General features: G+C 71.0%; 18 protein-coding genes. 15 read left to right on the top strand and 3 right to left on the bottom strand.

The window, feature by feature from the left end; translation table 11 throughout:
• Nucleotides 1–19: 19 nt before the first annotated feature.
• On the bottom strand, nucleotides 20–703 hold the full coding sequence (locus tag ACIRQ9_RS34240; protein ID WP_404182546.1) for a potassium channel family protein: 684 nt from the start codon (nucleotides 701–703) through the stop codon (nucleotides 20–22).
• Between the two features lie 67 nt (nucleotides 704–770).
• Between ACIRQ9_RS34240 and ACIRQ9_RS34235 the strand changes: the two genes are divergently transcribed.
• Entirely contained in the window at nucleotides 771–1,337 is a 567-nt protein-coding gene (locus ACIRQ9_RS34235; protein WP_404182543.1) for an HIT family protein, read from the top strand.
• 57 nt (nucleotides 1,338–1,394) lie between these two features.
• Here ACIRQ9_RS34235 and ACIRQ9_RS34230 read toward each other — a convergent pair whose 3' ends face one another.
• Both ACIRQ9_RS34230 and ACIRQ9_RS34225 read right to left on the bottom strand, forming a co-directional pair.
• Complete coding sequence (locus ACIRQ9_RS34230; protein ID WP_404182540.1) at nucleotides 1,395–3,038, bottom strand: hypothetical protein; 1,644 nt, start codon at nucleotides 3,036–3,038, stop codon at nucleotides 1,395–1,397.
• A gap of 162 nt (nucleotides 3,039–3,200) precedes the next feature.
• Entirely contained in the window at nucleotides 3,201–5,399 is a 2,199-nt protein-coding gene (locus tag ACIRQ9_RS34225) for an elongation factor G-like protein EF-G2 (RefSeq protein ID WP_404182537.1), read from the bottom strand.
• A gap of 282 nt (nucleotides 5,400–5,681) precedes the next feature.
• Between ACIRQ9_RS34225 and pgsA the strand changes: the two genes are divergently transcribed.
• The 14 genes from pgsA to ACIRQ9_RS34155 all read left to right on the top strand — a co-directional run bounded on the left by pgsA (nucleotide 5,682) and on the right by ACIRQ9_RS34155 (nucleotide 18,374).
• Nucleotides 5,682–6,359 carry a phosphatidylinositol phosphate synthase gene (pgsA, locus tag ACIRQ9_RS34220; protein ID WP_404182534.1) on the top strand — a complete coding sequence of 226 codons (678 nt, stop codon included), beginning with the start codon at nucleotides 5,682–5,684 and terminating at the stop codon, nucleotides 6,357–6,359.
• A complete protein-coding gene (locus ACIRQ9_RS34215) occupies nucleotides 6,356–7,264 on the top strand; it encodes a phosphatidylinositol mannoside acyltransferase (RefSeq protein WP_404182531.1) in 909 nt (302 codons plus the stop codon). Before pgsA ends, ACIRQ9_RS34215 begins: the two co-directional genes overlap by 4 nt.
• Nucleotides 7,261–8,421, top strand: a complete 1,161-nt coding sequence (locus ACIRQ9_RS34210; protein WP_404182528.1) for a glycosyltransferase family 4 protein — start codon at nucleotides 7,261–7,263, stop codon at nucleotides 8,419–8,421. The genes ACIRQ9_RS34215 and ACIRQ9_RS34210 overlap by 4 nt, the downstream gene beginning before the upstream one ends.
• A gap of 102 nt (nucleotides 8,422–8,523) precedes the next feature.
• On the top strand, nucleotides 8,524–9,087 hold the full coding sequence (locus ACIRQ9_RS34205) for a hypothetical protein (RefSeq protein WP_404182525.1): 564 nt from the start codon (nucleotides 8,524–8,526) through the stop codon (nucleotides 9,085–9,087).
• A gap of 127 nt (nucleotides 9,088–9,214) precedes the next feature.
• Nucleotides 9,215–10,120: a pyridoxal 5'-phosphate synthase lyase subunit PdxS gene (pdxS, locus tag ACIRQ9_RS34200; RefSeq protein ID WP_404182522.1), complete on the top strand. Its 906-nt coding sequence runs from the start codon at nucleotides 9,215–9,217 to the stop codon at nucleotides 10,118–10,120.
• Entirely contained in the window at nucleotides 10,120–10,722 is a 603-nt protein-coding gene (gene pdxT / locus ACIRQ9_RS34195; RefSeq protein WP_404182519.1) for a pyridoxal 5'-phosphate synthase glutaminase subunit PdxT, read from the top strand. The genes pdxS and pdxT overlap by 1 nt, the downstream gene beginning before the upstream one ends.
• A gap of 52 nt (nucleotides 10,723–10,774) precedes the next feature.
• Complete coding sequence (locus ACIRQ9_RS34190; protein ID WP_351320172.1) at nucleotides 10,775–11,527, top strand: YebC/PmpR family DNA-binding transcriptional regulator; 753 nt, start codon at nucleotides 10,775–10,777, stop codon at nucleotides 11,525–11,527.
• A gap of 124 nt (nucleotides 11,528–11,651) precedes the next feature.
• The gene (gene ruvC / locus ACIRQ9_RS34185) at nucleotides 11,652–12,191 is read left to right on the top strand and encodes a crossover junction endodeoxyribonuclease RuvC (RefSeq protein WP_404182516.1); all 540 of its coding nucleotides are present in this window, start codon (nucleotides 11,652–11,654) and stop codon (nucleotides 12,189–12,191) included.
• Nucleotides 12,188–12,793, top strand: a complete 606-nt coding sequence (ruvA, locus tag ACIRQ9_RS34180; RefSeq protein ID WP_362178329.1) for a Holliday junction branch migration protein RuvA — start codon at nucleotides 12,188–12,190, stop codon at nucleotides 12,791–12,793. Before ruvC ends, ruvA begins: the two co-directional genes overlap by 4 nt.
• Nucleotides 12,794–12,820: 27 nt before the next feature.
• Nucleotides 12,821–13,888, top strand: coding sequence for a Holliday junction branch migration DNA helicase RuvB (gene ruvB, locus ACIRQ9_RS34175; protein WP_351320166.1), 1,068 nt, complete (start codon nucleotides 12,821–12,823; stop codon nucleotides 13,886–13,888).
• Nucleotides 13,889–14,256: 368 nt separating this feature from the next.
• Nucleotides 14,257–14,796 (top strand): preprotein translocase subunit YajC, encoded by a 540-nt coding sequence (gene yajC / locus ACIRQ9_RS34170; RefSeq protein WP_404182512.1) that lies wholly within the window; start codon nucleotides 14,257–14,259, stop codon nucleotides 14,794–14,796.
• Nucleotides 14,797–14,937: 141 nt separating this feature from the next.
• Nucleotides 14,938–16,725, top strand: coding sequence for a protein translocase subunit SecD (gene secD, locus ACIRQ9_RS34165; protein ID WP_404182509.1), 1,788 nt, complete (start codon nucleotides 14,938–14,940; stop codon nucleotides 16,723–16,725).
• A 3-nt stretch (nucleotides 16,726–16,728) separates the two neighbouring features.
• Entirely contained in the window at nucleotides 16,729–17,838 is a 1,110-nt protein-coding gene (gene secF, locus ACIRQ9_RS34160) for a protein translocase subunit SecF (RefSeq protein WP_404182506.1), read from the top strand.
• Nucleotides 17,835–18,374: an adenine phosphoribosyltransferase gene (locus ACIRQ9_RS34155; protein ID WP_404182503.1), complete on the top strand. Its 540-nt coding sequence runs from the start codon at nucleotides 17,835–17,837 to the stop codon at nucleotides 18,372–18,374. The genes secF and ACIRQ9_RS34155 overlap by 4 nt, the downstream gene beginning before the upstream one ends.
• Nucleotides 18,375–18,514: the final 140 nt, after the last annotated feature.

Genomic DNA, 18,514 nt, shown 5'->3' with positions numbered 1-18,514 from the left:
GCCCAGAGGCCCCCGGAGATCACTCCTGCGGGGGCCTCTGCGCCGTCCGGCCCGCCGCCAGGTCCTCCTCGCCCTCCACCGCGAACCGCTGCAGCAGCATCGAGGAGAACGATCCGGTCACCGCGCCCAGCAGCGCGATCCCGCAGGCCATCAGCCCCACCGCGATGATCCGTCCGAGCGTGGTCACCGGCGTGACGTCGCCGTAGCCGACCGTCGAGAGCGTCGAACAGGTCCACCACACGGAGTCCCCGAAGGACCGGATCGTGGCGTTCGGGGCGCCGCGCTCGACCTGGTAGACGGCGAGCGCCCCGGCGAAGCCCAGCAGGGCGATCGACAGGCTGGCGTAGAACATCACACGGGCCTGCAGCGCCAGCCGCGGGCGCCCGTGCCGGCGCTGCATCGCCTCGTAGGTCCGGACGATCTGCACCGGCCGCAGCAGGGGCAGCAGCACGACGAGCGTGTCCAGCCACTGCCGCCTGACGAAGCGCGGACCCGTACCGCTGATCCACCAGCGCACCCCGTAGTCGACGGCGAACAGCACCCACGATCCGTACGTCAGCGACAGGAACACGAGGTGCACGGCCCGGGGCAGGCCGGGCGCCAGCACGTGCACCGCGTACGCGCCCAGGAAGACCAGGGAGGCGATGCCGAGCGCGAGGTCCGTCCGCCGCTCCCAGCGGTCCAGGCGGCTTTCGTCGTCCATCCGCCCAGCTTCGCCGCCCGCCGGTTTCCGCTGGCCCCGGCGACACGCCGCGAACGGGCGAAGCCATATGCTGCCTAGCATGACGAGTGAGCCGGAGCAGCAGATCGGAGTGGGGACGCAGGACGCGTTCCAGCGCCTGTGGACGCCCCACCGGATGGCCTACATCCAGGGTGAGAACAAGCCGACCGGCCCGGGTGCCGACGACGGCTGTCCCTTCTGCTCGATCCCGGCCAAATCCGACGAGGACGGGCTGATCGTCCGGCGCGGCGAGCACGTCTACGCGGTGCTCAACCTCTACCCGTACAACGGCGGCCACCTGATGACGGTCCCGTACCGCCATGTCGCCGACTACACGGACCTGACCGGCCCGGAGACGGCCGAGCTGGCGGAGCTGACCAAGCAGGCCATGGCCGCGCTGCGCACGGCGTCCGGTGCCCACGGCTTCAACATCGGCATGAACCAGGGCACGGTGGCCGGAGCCGGCATCGCGGCCCACCTGCACCAGCACGTCGTCCCGCGCTGGGGTGGCGACACGAACTTCATGCCGGTGGTCGGCCACACCCGGGTGCTGCCGCAGCTGCTGGCGGACACCCGCAAGATGCTGGCCGAGGCCTGGCCGGCGACGGCGAACTGACACGGCCCGTTCCCGGGGACGCACCGTCTCCGGGAACGGGCCGCGGCGTCGTGCCGGTCACGCGTCGTACTTGTCGGCCTTCTTCGGCGACGCGTCCTGGACCGCACCGCTGAGGTTGCCCGCGCGCGAGCTGAACTTGTCGATGTCGACGTCGTGCTCTTTCAGGACGCTGAGCGCGGCCCGGTGCACGGCACGGAGTATCGGCGTGGCCGCACGCAGCGCGTCGTCGGCCATGAACCGGTGGTCCCAGGGCTGGTCGGCCCAGGCGTGCCGCAGACCGAACGGCTCGGGCAGCCCTATCGAACCGCCGAGCCACTTCAGCAGCGGCGGATACCAGCTGACGGCGGCTCGGGCGCCCAGGCGGACCACCTCGTCCGGGGTGACCAGCGGCAGCTTCACGGTCCGGGTCTCCCAGAACCGCACGGTCTTCGAGACCGTCTTGGTCGGAGCCTCGGGCTTGCCGTTGAACAGCCCGTTGACCGGGCCGAGAGCGTGTCCGGTGACCTCGATGCGCAAGGTCTCCTTGAGCACGGTCACGGTCGTCATCATCGTGATGATCAGGTCGCCGTTCCACAGGTAGGGCCACTGCACGCCCAGGTAGTGGCGGTCGCCCTTGTCGAAGTGGTTGCTGTTGCAGATGTTCTCGACGTCCTTGGGCCCCACCTTGTAGTCGGTGCCCTCGGGCCGGGACACGGCCTTGGCGCCCGCCCCGACGTGGGTGACGATCCAGTGCTTGACGTGGGGTTCGGGGAAGCCGCCGGTCTTCAGGTGCTGCCGGTGCAGCACGCTCAGTTCCTTCTCGATCTCCCGGACGACCGTCCAGGCCCGGAACTCGTGGACGCCCTTGACCGGGTCGAGCGGGACCAGTTCCTCCGCGAGCACCCAGGAGCCCCAGCGGGTGCCCATGCCGAGTATGCCCTTGGTGCCGGCGTAGAAGACGGAGTTGGACTGCTGCTCGGCGCTGAGCCGGGCCAGCGACTGGCGCAGCTGCTCGGCCGCGGCCTGGTCCGGGCTGGTCGGCACCGTCTCGGGGACCTTCGCGCCGACGCTGCCGCCGGAGAGCAGACCGCCCCAGGCCTCGCGCAGGTCCCTCGCGGTCCGCTCGCACAGCCGCTTGGCCAGGTACCAGCCGACGACGGGGAGCACGATGCAGCCGCGCGCGTACCAGCCCCAGAAGCCGGTCAGCGGCATCCGGATCAGGAAGATCACCGCGAGGACGCCGACGGCGGCCAGCAGGGCGCTGCCGAGCCCGGAGACCCGCTTGTTGTCCGCCTTGAGCATGGACGCGCGGAGCTGGAAGACCAGCAGCCAGACGACCAGGCCGGGCAGGAACAGCACCCCGCACAGCAGCATGACGGCGGTCAGCCGCTTGTCGCGTTCCTTGCGGATGCGGTTGGCCGCCAGGCAGTGCTCGACGACCACCTGGGGTTCGCTGCCGAAGGACTGGATCAGCGGCTTGCGGTCGACACCCAGCATGCGGTCGATGACCGCCTGGGAGTACGCCTCACCGAAGTTGGGGCGGAAGATCTTCGCCCACCTGCGGCCCTCGTTGACCGAGGACTGGTGCCATTCGTTGTCGGCCTTCTTGATCTCCTCCATCGGCGTGTCCCGATAGGCAGCCGAGGCCAGGGCGTAGGTCGGGGCCTGCGCCTCGCCACCCGGCCTCGGCACCTGTGGCCCGAAGAAGTCCTCGAAGCTCATTCCCGCCCCCACTTGCCGCCGTCCCGCTCCTGCGGCCTTCCCGACTTCCGCACTCCGCACACCTGTTGATCAAGTACTCAGGGTATCCCCGGCCACCGGCGAGCGTCGGCGGACGGCCGAAGCCGTCCGCCGAACACCCTTGCTTGTCGACTATGAGGCCGACTACGAGGCCTCCTTGACCTGTTCGCGAATCTTCTCGGCGATCTGCGGCGGCATCGGCTCATGACGGGCGTACGCGCGGCTGAAACGCGCCGTGCCGTGCGAGAGGGACCGCAGGTCCACCGCGTACCGGCCGATCTCGAACTCGGGCACCTCCGCCTTGATCAGCGTGCGTCCGCCACTGGTCTGCTCGGTGCCCAGCACCCGGCCGCGCCGTCCGGACAGGTCGCTCATCACCGCGCCCACGTAGTCGTCGCCGACCAGCACGGAGACCTCGGCCACCGGTTCGAGGAGGTGGATCCTGGCGTCCGCGGCGGCCTCCCGCAGCGCCAGCGCGCCCGCCGTCTGGAAGGCGGCGTCGGAGGAGTCCACCGAGTGCGCCTTGCCGTCGAGCAGGGTGACCCGCACGTCGACCAGCTGGTAGCCGGCGGCGACCCCCTTGATGGCCTGCGCCCTGATGCCCTTCTCCACGGACGGGATGAACTGCCGGGGCACCGCGCCGCCGACCACCTTGTCGACGAACTCGATGCCGGAGCCGCCCGGCAGCGGCTCCACCTCGATCTCGCAGATCGCGAACTGCCCGTGGCCGCCGGACTGTTTGACGTGCCGGCCGCGCCCGGCGGACCTGCCGGCGAACGTCTCCCGGAGGGACACCCGGTGCGGTACGACGTCGACCTGGACGCCGTACCGGCTGCGTAGCCGTTCCAGGGCGACGTCCGCGTGCGCCTCGCCGAGGCACCACAGCACCACCTGGTGGGTGTCCTGGTTCTGTTCCAGCCGCATGGTCGGATCCTCGGCCACCAGGCGGGACAGGCCCTGCGAGAGTTTGTCCTCGTCCGCCTTGCTGTGCGCCTGGATGGCCAGCGGCAGCAGCGGGTCGGGCATCTCCCACGGCTCCATGAGCAGCGGGTCGTCCCTGCGGGACAGGGTGTCCCCGGTCTCCGCGCGGCCGAGCTTGGCCACGCACGCGAGGTCACCGGCGATCACGTGCGTGACCGGTCGCTGCTGCTTGCCGAACGGCGTGGACAGGGCGCCGATCTTCTCGTCGACGTCGTGGTCCTCGTGGCCGCGGTCGGCCAGGCCGTGCCCGGAGACGTGGACCGTCTCGTCGGGACGCAGGGTGCCGGAGAAGACCCGCACCAGCGAGACCCGGCCGACGTACGGGTCGGAGGCGGTCTTCACCACCTCGGCGACCAGCGGGCCGCCGGTGTCGCAGGGAGTGATCTCGCGGGGCTCGCCGTCGATCGTGGTGACCCCCGGCGTCGGGTGCTCGAAGGGTGTCGGGAAGCCGCCGGTGACCAGCTCCAGCAGCTCGACCGTGCCGAGGCCCTGGCGGGCGCCGTCGGCGGCCGGGGCGGCGGCCAGCACCGGGAAGAACGCCCCGCGGGCCACGGCCCGCTCCAGATCCTCGATCAGCGTCTTGAGGTCGATCCGCTCGCCGCCCAGATAGCGGTCCATGAGCGTCTCGTCCTCGCTCTCCGAGATGATCCCCTCGATGAGCCGGTTGCGGGCCTCGTCGATGTCCGGAAGCCGGTCGGGGCCCGGCTCGGACTCCTTGCGCTCCCCGGAGGAGTAGTCGAACAGCTTCTGCGTGAGCAGCCCGACCAGACCGGTCACGGGCGCGTGCCCGTCCGGACCCTGCGGTCCGTGCAGCGGCAGGTAGAGCGGGAGCACGGCGTCGGGGTCGTCGGCGCCGAACGCCTCGGCGCAGACCCGCGTCATCTCCTCGAAGTCCGCGCGGGCGGCCTCCAGGTGCGTGACGACGATCGCCCGCGGCATCCCGACGGCCGCGCACTCCTCCCACACCATCCGCGTCGAGCCGTCGACCCCGTCCGAGGCCGAGACGACGAAGAGGGCCGCGTCCGCGGCGCGCAGACCGGCCCTCAGCTCACCGACGAAGTCGGCGTATCCCGGAGTGTCCAGGATGTTGATCTTGATTCCGTTCCATTCGACCGGCACCAGTGACAACTGGACGGAGCGCTGCTGCCGGTGCTCGATGTCGTCGTAGTCCGAGACGGTCCCGCCGTCCTCCACCCGGCCCGCCCGCTTCACCGCTCCCGCGGTCAGTGCGAGCGCCTCCACCAACGTGGTCTTGCCGGATCCGGAGTGGCCGACCAGCACCACATTCCGTACGGACGCGGGGTGGTCGGCCGCCGTAGCCCTGCCGGCGGCCCCGGGGTGTTCCTTGACCTTGTCGCCCATGGTTCTGCCTCCCGTGCACGGTGAGGTCATCTGTGGGCGCGGGCGAGCATGTCGGGCCGCGTGCGGTGGCGGCACCGATGACGCCCGCGGTTATTCGAGCTTTCCACTCCCGTCACGGTGCGTCCATACGAAGGACGTGATCCCGCCCGCCAGGCCGCTTCGGGCGCCGCCGACGGCGCCCGCTGCGAGTGCCCACCCGTCGCACACACGCGCGCGTGGCTACGATGGGCCAGCCGGGGCGGCCAACAGGGGCCGCACGGCGCAACGACCGTCGGGAAGGCCATGCTGAACAAGTACGCGCGTGCATTTTTCACGCGTGTCCTCACACCGTTCGCCGCGTTTCTCATCCGCCGGGGTGTGAGCCCGGACACGGTCACGCTTCTCGGCACCGCCGGAGTGGTCGCGGGCGCGCTGGTCTTCTTCCCCCGGGGCGAGTTCTTCTGGGGCACGATCGTGATCACGCTGTTCGTGTTCTCGGACCTGGTGGACGGCAACATGGCCCGCCAGCTGGGCCGCACCAGCCGCTGGGGCGCCTTCCTGGACTCCACCCTGGACCGGGTCGCCGACGGCGCCATCTTCGGCGGCTTCGCCCTCTGGTACGCGGGCAACGGCGACAACGACGTCCTGTGCGCCGTCTCCATCTTCTGCCTGGCCAGCGGCCAGGTGGTGTCGTACACCAAGGCGCGCGGCGAGTCGATCGGCCTGCCGGTGGCCGTCAACGGCCTGGTCGAGCGGGCCGAGCGCCTGGTGATCTCACTGGTCGCCGCCGGTCTGGCCGGTTTCCACAACTTCGGCGTGCCGGGCATCCAGATCCTGCTGCCGATCGCCCTGTGGATCGTGGCCGTGGGCAGCCTCGTCACCCTCGTGCAGCGGGTCGTCACGGTCCGCCGGGAGTCCGCGGAGGCGGAGGCCGTGGCCGGCCGGGAGACCGTCGGCCACGGGAGCGAGGCGGGACCGTGAGCGCCGCCGACCGGCTCACCGACGGTCTGTACGGGCTCGGCTGGAGCACCGTCAAGAAGCTCCCCGAACCGGTCGCCGCCCGCCTCGGCCGGACCGTCGCGGACCTCGCCTGGCGGCAGCGCGGCAAGGGCGTCCAGCGCCTGGAGTCCAACTACGCGCGCGTGCTGCCGGACGCGAGCCCCGAGCGGCTGCGCGAGCTGTCCCGGGCCGGCATGCGGTCCTACCTGCGGTACTGGATGGAGTCCTTCCGGCTGCCGTCCTGGAGCGAGGACCGGGTCAGGACCGGGTTCGCGCCCAAGGACGTCCACCACCTCACCGACGGTCTCGCCTCCCGCCGCGGCGTGATCCTCGCGCTGCCGCACCTGGCCAACTGGGACCTCGCCGGCGCCTGGGTCACCACCGAGCTGAAGACCCCGTTCACCACGGTCGCCGAGCGCCTCAAGCCGGAGACCCTCTACGACCGGTTCGTCGCCTACCGCGAGGGCCTCGGCATGGAGGTCCTGCCGCACAGCGGCGGCTCCGCCTTCGGCACCCTGGCCCGCAGACTGCGCGACGGCGGCCTGGTCTGCCTGGTCGCCGACCGCGACCTGTCCGCCTCCGGCGTCGAGGTCGACTTCTTCGGCGGCACCGCCCGGATGCCCGCGGGCCCCGCCCTGCTGGCCCAGCAGACCGGCGCCTCCCTGCTCCCGGTGACCCTCTGGTACGACGACACACCGGTCATGAAGGGCCGGGTGCACGCGCCGGTCGACGTGCCCGAGTCAGGTGACCGGGCGACCAGGACGTCTGTCATGACACAGGCGCTGGCCGACGCCTTCGCCACCGGGATCGCCGACCATCCGGAGGACTGGCACATGCTCCAGCGGCTGTGGCTCGCCGACCTCGACCCCGCGAAGGGACCGTCGTGAGGATCGGCATCGTCTGCCCCTACTCCTGGGACGTCCCCGGCGGCGTCCAGTTCCACATCCGCGACCTCGCCGAATACTTCATCCGCCTCGGCCACGACGTCTCCGTCCTGGCGCCCGCCGACGACGACACCCCGCTGCCGCCCTACGTCGTCTCGGCCGGACGCGCGGTGCCGGTGCCCTACAACGGCTCGGTGGCCCGCCTCAACTTCGGGTTCCTGTCCGCCGCGCGGGTCCGGCGCTGGCTGCACGACGGCGCGTTCGACGTGGTCCACATCCACGAGCCGGCCTCGCCGTCCCTCGGCCTGCTGACCTGCTGGGCGGCGCAGGGCCCCATGGTGGCGACGTTCCACACCTCCAACCCGCGCTCCCGCGCCATGATCGCCGCGTACTCGATCCTGCAGGCCGCGCTGGAGAAGATCAGCGCCCGGATCGCGGTCAGCGAGTACGCCCGCCGGACCCTGGTCGAGCACCTCGGCGGCGACGCCGTCGTCATCCCCAACGGCGTCGACGTCGACTTCTTCGCCAGGGCCGAGCCGCGTCCCGAGTGGCAGGGCGACACCATCGGCTTCATCGGGCGCATCGACGAGCCCCGCAAGGGCCTGCCGGTGCTGATGAAGGCCCTGCCCAAGATCCTCGCCGCCCGCCCGGGGACCCGCCTGCTGGTGGCAGGCCGCGGCGACGAGGAGGCGGCCGTCGAGTCCCTGCCCGCCGAGCTGCGCTCGCGCGTCGAGTTCCTCGGCATGGTGAGCGACGAGGACAAGGCCCGCTTCCTGCGCAGCCTCGACCTGTACATCGCGCCCAACACGGGCGGCGAGAGCTTCGGGATCATCCTGGTCGAGGCGCTCTCCGCCGGTGCGCCGGTCCTCGCCTCCGACCTCGACGCGTTCGCCCAGGTCCTGGACCAGGGCGCGGCGGGCGCGCTGTTCGCCAACGAGGACGCCGACGCCCTGGCGGAGGCCGCGGTACGGCTCCTGGCGGACCCGGAGCGCCGGGCCGCGCTGAGCGCCCGCGGCAGCCTGCACGTGCGCCGCTTCGACTGGTCGACCGTCGGCGCGGACATCCTCTCCGTCTACGAGACGGTGACCGCGGGCGCGGCGGCCGTGGCCACCGACGAACGCCCGGGACTGCGGTCCCGCTTCGGCCTGGCCCGGGACTGAGCGCCGCGTCGTCCGACGGCCGCGGCGCCCTCGCGGCCGGGCGCGCGGTTCCCGCGCCCCTGACGGGACGCTCGCGCGGACGCTTCCTATAGCGTTCCGCCCGTGACCGCAACCCTCATCTGGACGCTCTGGATCCTCGCCGCGCTCGTGGTGGTCGGCCTCTACCTGAGCTGGACCGCGGGGCGGCTCGACCGGCTGCACGCGCGAATCGACGCGGCCCGCGCCGCCCTCGACGCCCAGCTGCTGCGGCGCGCGTCCGTCGCCCAGGAGCTGGCGACCTCCGGAGTGCTCGACCCGGCCGCGTCGATCGTGCTGTACGAGGCCGCGCACGCGGCCCGGCAGTCCGAGGAGGACCAGCGGGAGGTCGCCGAGAGCGACCTGAGCCAGGCCCTGCGGGCGGTCTTCGAGCATCCGCAGCAGGTCGAGGAAGTCCGCGCGGCCCCTGGCGGCGAGGCGGCGACCACCGAACTGGCCGAGGCCGTGCGCCGGGTGCCGATGGCCCGCCGCTTCCACAACGACGCCGTCGGCGCGGCCCGCCGACTGCGCGAGCACCGCAAGGTCCGCTGGTTCCGGCTGGCCGGCCACGCGCCGTTCCCGATGGCCTTCGAGATGGACGACGAACCGCCCGCCGCACTGGCCGACCGCGGCACCGGAACGGCCGCCTGACCTCCGGCGAACCGGCCAAGGACGGCCAAAAGGATCCACCGGCTTGCCATTGGCCCTTGCTGTGGACTGGTCCGCTCGCGTTTCCTCGGTGTTCGCAGAAACCCTCTTTCAGCAAGTGAGGTCACCCGTGTCCACCACTGACAACCAGGCTCCCGAGACCGGCACCGCCCGCGTGAAGCGCGGCATGGCCGAACAGCTCAAGGGCGGCGTGATCATGGACGTCGTCACGCCGGAGCAGGCGAAGATCGCCGAGGACGCGGGCGCCGTGGCCGTCATGGCCCTGGAGCGGGTCCCGGCCGACATCCGCAAGGACGGCGGAGTGGCCCGGATGTCCGACCCGGACATGATCGAGGGCATCATCGAGGCCGTCTCCATCCCGGTCATGGCCAAGTCCCGGATCGGCCACTTCGTCGAGGCCCAGGTCCTCCAGTCGCTCGGCGTCGACTACATCGACGAGTCCGAGGTCCTCACCCCGGCCGACGAGGTCAACCACTCCGACAAGTGGGCCTTCACCACGCCGTTCGTCTGCGGCGCCACCAACCTCGGCGAGGCCCTGCGCCGGATCGCCGAGGGCGCGGCCATGATCCGCTCCAAGGGCGAGGCCGGCACCGGCAACGTCGTCGAGGCCGTCCGTCACCTGCGCCAGATCAAGGGCGAGATCGCCAAGCTGCGCGGCTGCGACAACAACGAGATCTACGCCGCCGCCAAGGAGCTGCGCGCCCCGTTCGAGCTGGTCAAGGAGGTCGCCGAGCTGGGCAAGCTGCCCGTCGTGCTGTTCTCCGCCGGCGGTGTCGCCACCCCGGCCGACGCCGCCCTGATGCGCCAGCTGGGCGCCGAGGGCGTCTTCGTCGGCTCCGGCATCTTCAAGTCCGGCGACCCGGCCAAGCGCGCCGCCGCCATCGTCAAGGCGACGACCTTCTACGACGACCCGAAGATCATCGCGGACGCGTCCCGCAACCTCGGCGAGGCCATGGTCGGCATCAACTGCGACACCCTCCCCGAGTCCGAGCGCTACGCGAACCGGGGCTGGTGATGACCACTCCGGTCATCGGAGTGCTCGCGCTCCAGGGCGACGTACGGGAACACCTCGTCGCCCTGGCCGCGGCCGACGCCGTGGGCCGCCCGGTCCGCCGTCCCGAGGAACTCGCCGAGGTGGACGGCCTGGTCGTCCCGGGCGGCGAGTCCACCACCATCTCCAAGCTCGCCGTCCTGTTCGGCGTGATGGAACCCCTCCGCGCGCGCGTGCGCGCCGGCATGCCCGTCTACGGCACCTGCGCGGGCATGATCATGCTCGCCGACAAGATCCTCGACCCGCGCTCGGGCCAGGAGACGATCGGCGGCATCGACATGATCGTGCGCCGCAACGCCTTCGGACGCCAGAACGAGTCCTTCGAGGCCGCGGTCGGCGTCAGGGGCGTGCCGGGCGACCCCGTGGAGGGCGTGTTCATCCGCGCGCCCTGGGTCGAGTCGGTCGGTGCCGCGGCCGAGGTCCTCGCCGAGCACGACGGCCACATCGTCGCGGTCCGCCAGGGCAACGCGCTGGCCACGTCCTTCCACCCGGAACTGACCGGCGACCACCGCGTCCACTCCCTGTTCGTCGACATGGTGCACGCGTACCGGGCGGCGCAGTCCTAGTAGGATCTCTTGCGTTCGTTGTTCGGATGGGTTACGCGAAGGAGACAGGCAGATGTCCGGCCACTCTAAATGGGCTACGACGAAGCACAAGAAGGCCGTGATCGACGCCAAGCGCGGCAAGCTCTTCGCGAAGCTGATCAAGAACATCGAGGTCGCGGCCCGGATGGGCGGCGTCGACATCGAGGGCAACCCGACTCTCTACGACGCCATCCAGAAGGCGAAGAAGCAGTCGGTCCCGAACAAGAACATCGACTCCGCGGTCAAGCGCGGCGGCGGCCTCGAGGCCGGCGGCGCCGACTACGAGACGATCATGTACGAGGGTTACGGTCCGAACGGCGTCGCGGTGCTCATCGAGTGCCTCACCGACAACCGCAACCGCGCGGCCTCCGACGTCCGCGTCGCCATGACCCGCAACGGCGGCTCCATGGCCGACCCGGGCTCGGTGTCGTACCTCTTCAACCGCAAGGGCGTCGTGATCGTCCCCAAGGGCGAGCTGTCCGAGGACGACGTCCTGGGCGCCGTCCTGGAAGCGGGCGCCGAGGAGGTCAACGACCTCGGCGAGTCCTTCGAGGTGCTCAGCGAGGCCACCGACATGGTCGCCGTGCGCACCGCCCTCCAGGACGCCGGCATCGACTACGACTCCGCCGAGGCCAACTTCGTCCCGACCATGCAGGTCGAACTGGACGAGGAGGGCGCCCGGAAGATCTTCAAGCTGATCGACGCCCTGGAGGACAGCGACGACGTGCAGAACGTCTTCGCCAACTTCGACGTCAGCGACGAGGTCATGGAGAAGGTCGACGCGTAACGCCGCCGCGGGCTGAGCCGACCGAGCGGGCCGACGGGACACACCCGTCGGCCCGTCGTCATGTCGGCCGTTGTCGGTGGCACCCGCTAGCCTGCACAAACAGGTGACCGAAGGGAGGGGCGCGGTGCGCGTATTGGGGGTGGACCCCGGACTGACCCGATGCGGGGTCGGGGTCGTCGAAGGCGTCGCAGGACGGCCGCTCACCATGATCGGCGTGGGAGTCGTCCGCACGCCCGCGGACGCCGAACTCGGCCGTCGCCTCGTCGCCGTCGAGCAGGGCATCGAGCGGTGGCTGGACGAACACCGGCCCGAATTCGTCGCCGTGGAACGGGTGTTCAGCCAGCACAACGTCCGGACCGTGATGGGCACCGCCCAGGCCAGCGCCGTCGCCATGCTGTGCGCCGCCCGCCGGGGCATCCCGGTCGCCCTGCACACCCCGAGCGAGGTCAAGGCCGCCGTCACCGGCTCCGGGCGCGCCGACAAGGCCCAGGTCGGCGCCATGGTCACGCGGCTGCTGCGCCTCGACGCGCCCCCCAAGCCGGCCGACGCCGCCGACGCCCTCGCGCTCGCCATCTGCCACATCTGGCGCGCCCCCGCCCAGAACCGACTCCAGCAGGCCGTCGCCCTGCACGCAGCCAACGCAACGAAAGGCCGTACGGCATGATCGCCTTCGTGAGCGGCCCGGTCGCCGCCCTCGCCCCGGACTCCGCGGTCGTCGAGGTGGGCGGGATCGGCCTCGCGGTCCAGTGCACGCCGAACACCCTGTCCGGACTGCGCACCGGCCAGCAGGCCCGGCTCGCCACCTCCCTCGTCGTACGGGAGGACTCGCTCACGCTGTACGGCTTCGCCGACGACGACGAGCGCCAGACCTTCGAACTCCTGCAGACGGCGAGCGGGGTCGGCCCCCGGCTGGCCCAGGCCATGCTCGCGGTGCACAGCCCCGACGCCCTGCGCCGGGCCGTCGCCACCGGTGACGAGAAGGCGCTCACCGCCGTCCCCGGGATCGGCAAGAAGGGCGCCCAGAAGCTGCTCCTGGAGCTGAAGGACCGGCTCGGCGAACCCCTCGGCACCCCCGCGATCGGCTCGCCCGTCAGCCAGGGCTGGCGCGACCAGCTGCACGCCGCGCTGATCGGCCTCGGCTACGCGACCCGGGAGGCCGAGGAGGCCGTCACCGCGGTCGCCCCGCAGGCCGAGGCCGCCGCCGGCACCCCGCAGGTCGGCCAGCTCCTCAAGGCGGCCCTGCAGACCCTCAACCGCGCCCGCTGACCCCACCACCGCTGAGGCACATCACTTATGAACTGGGACGACACGACCGACACCGGCGCCGACGCGGAGCGGCTGGTGGGCGCCGTCGCCGACCGTGAGGACCAGGCCGTCGAGGCCGCCCTGCGCCCCAAGGACCTCGGCGAGTTCATCGGCCAGGAGAAGGTCCGCGAGCAGCTCGACCTGGTCCTGCGAGCCGCACGCGCGCGCGGTGCCACCGCCGACCACGTGCTGCTCTCCGGCGCCCCCGGCCTGGGCAAGACCACCCTCTCGATGATCATCGCGGCGGAGATGGGCGCCCCGATCCGCATCACCTCGGGCCCCGCCATCCAGCACGCCGGCGACCTCGCCGCGATCCTCTCCTCCCTCCAGGAGGGCGAGGTCCTCTTCCTCGACGAGATCCACCGCATGTCCCGGCCCGCCGAGGAGATGCTGTACATGGCGATGGAGGACTTCCGGGTCGACGTCATCGTCGGCAAGGGGCCAGGCGCCACCGCCATCCCCCTGGAGCTGCCTCCGTTCACCCTGGTCGGCGCCACCACGCGCGCGGGCCTGCTGCCCCCGCCGCTGCGCGACCGCTTCGGCTTCACCGCGCACATGGAGTTCTACGAGCCGCGGGAACTGGAGCGGGTGGTGCACCGCTCGGCGAACCTGCTGGACGTCGAGATCGACCCCGCCGGCGCCGCCGAGATCGCCGGTCGTTCCCGCGGCACGCCCCGGATCGCCAACCGCCTGCTGCGCCGCGTCCGCGACTACGCGCAGGTCAAGGCCGACGGGCTGATCACCCGCGAGATCGCGCACGCGGCCCTGGCCGTCTACGAGGTGGACGAGCGCGGCCTCGACCGGCTCGACCGCGCGGTGCTCGAAGCCCTGCTCAAGCTGTTCGGCGGCGGTCCGGTCGGCCTGTCCACCCTGGCCGTCGCGGTGGGGGAGGAGCGGGAGACGGTCGAGGAGGTCGCCGAGCCCTTCCTGGTCCGCGAGGGCCTGCTCGCCCGCACCCCGCGCGGCCGCGTCGCCACCCCCGCGGCCTGGTCCCACCTGGGGCTGACGCCTCCCCGCGGGACGGGACCCGGCCAGCAGGACCTGTTCGGCGCCTGAGAGGCGGGGCCGGGGCCGGAAGCCGGTCGACCCGCCGGGATCCCGGTCTCGGACCGTGTCCGGTTCCCGATCCCGGTGCCGCCGTGGAACGCCCGGTCTGCGCGTCCCCGGCGGGATGTGTCCCGTCTCTCCCTTACCTCCAGCCCTTGGAATTCGGCCGCCGCCCCGCGGGTCCCGTGGGCAGACGTGATCTCTTCGTGACGGCGGGGCATTGGCGGGTGCAGGAACCCAGGTGCCATGCTGAGCGTTGTTCCATGCGCGCGGACTCGCTTAGACTCCGCCGATGCTGCCTTTGCGGGCGGCGCCGACCCACACCCCCATCATCCAGGCCGCTCACCGCCGCGGCTGCGCGAAGGAAATTCCGTCTCGTGAATACCTTGCCTCTTCTCTTCTTCGTCGTCCTAATCGCAGCCATGTTCCTGATGACGCGTTCCAACAGGAAGCGCCAGCAGCAGGCGACCCAGATGCGGAATGAGATCCAGCCCGGCAGTGGCATCCGCACGATCGGGGGCATGTACGCGACGGTCAAGGAGGTCCACGAGGACACGGTCCTCGTCGACGCCGGTCCGGGCGTCGACCTCCTCTTCGCGAAGAACGCGATCGGCGCCGTGCTCACCGACGACGAGTACAACCGCATCGTGCACGGCATCGAGCACGACCTGAAGTCGGACACCGCCATCGTCCCGGACGACGCCTCCGCCCTCACCGAGACCGACGACGAGCCCGCCGGCGCTGCCGCCGCCTCCGGCGACAAGGCCGTCGATTTCGGCAAGAAGGACGTGGCCGAGGACAAGGCCGACGAGAAGGCCGAGGGTTCGGTGGAGGACAAGGCCGAGGAGGCCAAGCCCTCCGAGGCGAAGGCCGGCGAAGACCCGAAGAAGACCGACGGCGACTCCGACGCGAAGTAGCCGTGTCCCGGGGAGGACGGCGCGCCTGACGCGTGCCGTCCCCACCCCGGGAGCGTCTGTTTCCCGCAGGGGATCCCGACACCATGTCATGGCCGACCGCACCGACCAGGCGCGCGGCGGCCCGAGAGGGAGTACGAGAAGGTGGCAGCACCTAAGAGGGGCCGGAGCGCGAGCGCCCAGAGCAAGCCAGGGCGCTCGCTGGCCTTGATCCTGATCGCCATCGTGGCGCTCACCGGAGGGATGTTCCTCTCCGGAAACACCACTCCGCGTCTCGGTATCGACCTGGCCGGCGGTACGAGCATCACGCTCCAGGCGCAGAACGAGCCGGGTCAGCCCAACGCGATCAACAAGGCCAACATGGACACGGCGGTCGCCATCATGAACCGCCGTGTCAACGGTCTGGGCGTGTCGGAAACGGAGGTTCAGACCCAGGGCACCAGCAACATCATCGTCAACATCCCCAAGGGCACCAACTCCGAAGAGGCTCGCCAGCAGGTCGGCACCACCGCCAAGCTGTACTTCCGCCCGGTCCTGGCCCAGGAGGCCAGCTCCGGCGCCGCGCCGAGCACCTCCCCGAGCGCGTCCTCCAGCGGCAGCCCCAACCCCTCGTCGAGCCCGAACCCGTCGAGCAGCGCGTCGTCGTCCGAGAAGGCGACCGGGTCGTCCTCCTCGCCGTCGTCGTCCGCCACCTCACAGGGCCGTGCCGTCACGGACGCGCTGAAGGCCGACTCGACGCCGTCCTCCTCGGCGTCCCCCAGCTCTTCCTCCAGCCCCTCCGCCTCCTCCTCGGCCGATGCGGCCGCCACCGCCGAGGCCGGCAAGCTGCAGGCCCAGTACGCCGCGCTCGACTGCTCCAAGTCGTCGCAGCGCGCCACCGCCGGCAAGACCGCCAAGCCCAGCGACTCCACCGTGGCCTGCGGCCAGATCGACGGCGCCTGGTACAAGTACGTGCTCGGCCCGGCCGCTGTCGACGGCACCGAGGTCAAGAAGGCTCAGGCCGTCTTCGACACGCAGGGTGCCTCCGGCTGGCAGGTCCAGATGAACTTCAGCTCCAGCGGAGCCAAGAAGTTCGCCGACGTCACCGCCTCCCTCGCCAAGAACCAGCAGCCGCAGAACGAGTTCGGCATCGTTCTTGACGGCGAGGTCGTCTCCAGCCCGTACGTGAGCCAGTCCATCACCGGCGGCCAGGCGGAGATCTCCGGCAGCTTCAAGCAGGAAGAGGCGCAGAGCCTCGCCAACATGCTGTCCTACGGCGCGCTTCCGCTCTCGTTCAAGGAGCAGAGCGTCACCACCGTCACCGCCGCCCTGGGTGGCGAGCAGCTGCACGCGGGTCTGCTGGCCGGTGCCATCGGCCTCGCCCTGGTCATCATCTACCTGGTGGCCTTCTACCGCGGTCTGTCGCTCGTCGCGATCCCCTCGCTGCTGGTGTCCGCGATCCTCACCTACACGATCATGGCGCTGCTCGGCCCCGCGATCCACTTCGCGCTGAACCTGCCGGCCGTCTGCGGTGCGATCGTCGCGATCGGCATCACGGCGGACTCGTTCATCGTGTTCTTCGAACGCATAAGGGACGAGATCCGCGAGGGCCGCTCCCTGCGTCCCGCCGTCGAGCGGGCCTGGCCGCGTGCCCGGCGGACCATCCTCGTCTCCGACTTCGTGTCTTTCCTGGCCGCCGCCGTGCTGTTCATCGTGACCGTCGGCAAGGTCCAGGGCTTCGCGTTCACGCTCGGTCTGACCACCGTCCTCGACGTGGTCGTCGTCTTCCTCTTCACCAAGCCGCTGATGACGATCCTCGCCCGGCGCAAGTTCTTCGCGAACGGCCACAAGTGGTCGGGGCTCGACCCGAAGGGTCTGGGCGCCAAGGCCCCGCTGCGCCGTACCCGCCGTCCCGCCGGTCCCGCCGGCCCTGTCGACCCGAAGGAAGCGTGAGCGATGTCGAAACTCGGCAACCTCGGCGCCCGACTGCACCGCGGCGAGATCAGCTACGACTTCATCGGCAAGCGCAAGATCTGGTACGGCGTCTCCATCCTGATCACCATCACGGCCATCGTCGGCCTGGCGGTGCGCGGCCTGAACATGGGCATCGACTTCCAGGGCGGTGCCGTCTTCACCACCTCCAAGACCAGTGTCTCGGTGAACCAGGCGGAGACCTACGCGGCGCAGGCCTCCGGCCACGAGGCGGTCGTGCAGAAGCTCGGTACGGGAGGTCTTCGCATCCAGATCGCGGGCATGGACACCGCGAAGTCGGACGCCACCAAGACCGCGCTGGCCAAGGACATGAAGATGGACCCGGAGTCCATCAACGCCGACCTGGTCGGTCCGAGCTGGGGTGACGAGATCGCCAACAAGGCCTGGGAAGGCCTGGCGATCTTCATGGTGCTCGTGGTGATCTACCTGGCGATCGCCTTCGAGTGGCGGATGGCGGTCGCGGCCCTGGTCGCGCTGATCCACGACATCACCATCACCACCGGTATCTACGCCCTGGTCGGCTTCGAGGTCACGCCCGGTACGGTCATCGGTCTGCTGACGATCCTCGGTTACTCGCTCTACGACACGGTCGTCGTCTTCGACAGCCTCAAGGAGCAGACGAAGGACATCACGAAGCAGACCCGCTTCACGTACAGCGACATCGCCAACCACTCGATCAACGGCACCCTGGTGCGGTCGGTCAACACCACGGTCGTCGCCCTGCTCCCGGTGGCAGGCCTGCTGTTCATCGGTGGCGGCTTCCTCGGCGCGGGCACGCTCAACGACATCTCGCTGTCGCTGTTCGTCGGTCTGGCCGCCGGTGCCTACTCGTCGATCTTCATCGCCACGCCGCTGGTCGCCGACCTCAAGGAGGCCGAGCCGCAGATGAAGGCGCTGAAGAAGCGCGTCCTCGCCAAGCGCGCCCAGGCCGCCGCCGAGGACGAGATGGCCGAGGCCCGGGTCGGCGGCCCGGAGGGATCCGACGACGCCGCTCCGGCCGTCGTCGGCCCGCGCAACCAGTCGGCGCCCCGCAACCGGGGCGGCCGTGGCCGCCCTTCCGGTAAGCGCCGATGACGGACATCAAGGAGCTGCTGCTCAGCCGCATCAGGGACGTCGCGGACTACCCGGAGCCGGGCGTGATGTTCAAGGACATCACCCCGCTCCTGGCGGACCCTGCCGCGTTCACCGCGCTCACGGACGCGCTCGCGGAGATCGCCGAGCGCACCGCCGCCACCAAGGTCATCGGACTGGAGGCCAGGGGCTTCATCCTGGGCGCCCCGGTCGCCCTCCGGGCCGGCCTCGGCTTCATCCCGGTCCGCAAGGCGGGCAAGCTCCCCGGAGCCACCCTGAGCCAGACCTACGACCTGGAGTACGGCTCGGCCGAGATCGAGGTGCACGCCGAGGACCTGTCCGTGGGCGACCGTGTCCTGGTCGTCGACGACGTCCTCGCCACCGGCGGCACCGCGGAGGCCTCCCTCCAGCTCATCCGCCGTGCGGGCGCGGAGGTCGCGGGTGTCGCGGTCCTGATGGAGCTGGGATTCCTGGACGGCCGCGCCCGCCTGGAACCCGCGCTCAAGGGTGCTCCCCTGGAAGCCGTGCTCACGATCTGAATTCCGCTTCGAAAACGAGACAGCCCCGTGGGGGGGGGGGGGGGGCGGGGGGGGGGGGGGTGTTTTGGTGCCGGTTGATTTCGGCCGGGCGGCCCGCCGCTGCAAATGGGAACTTGGTGGGGTTGGGGGAGAGGGTGTAA

The sequence above is a fragment of the Streptomyces sp. NPDC101237 genome, from assembly GCF_044767465.1.
Lineage (GTDB): Bacteria > Actinomycetota > Actinomycetes > Streptomycetales > Streptomycetaceae > Streptomyces > Streptomyces gramineus.
The sequence above is the reverse complement of the archived record's forward strand: the minus strand, read 5'-3'. Positions and strand labels throughout refer to the sequence as shown.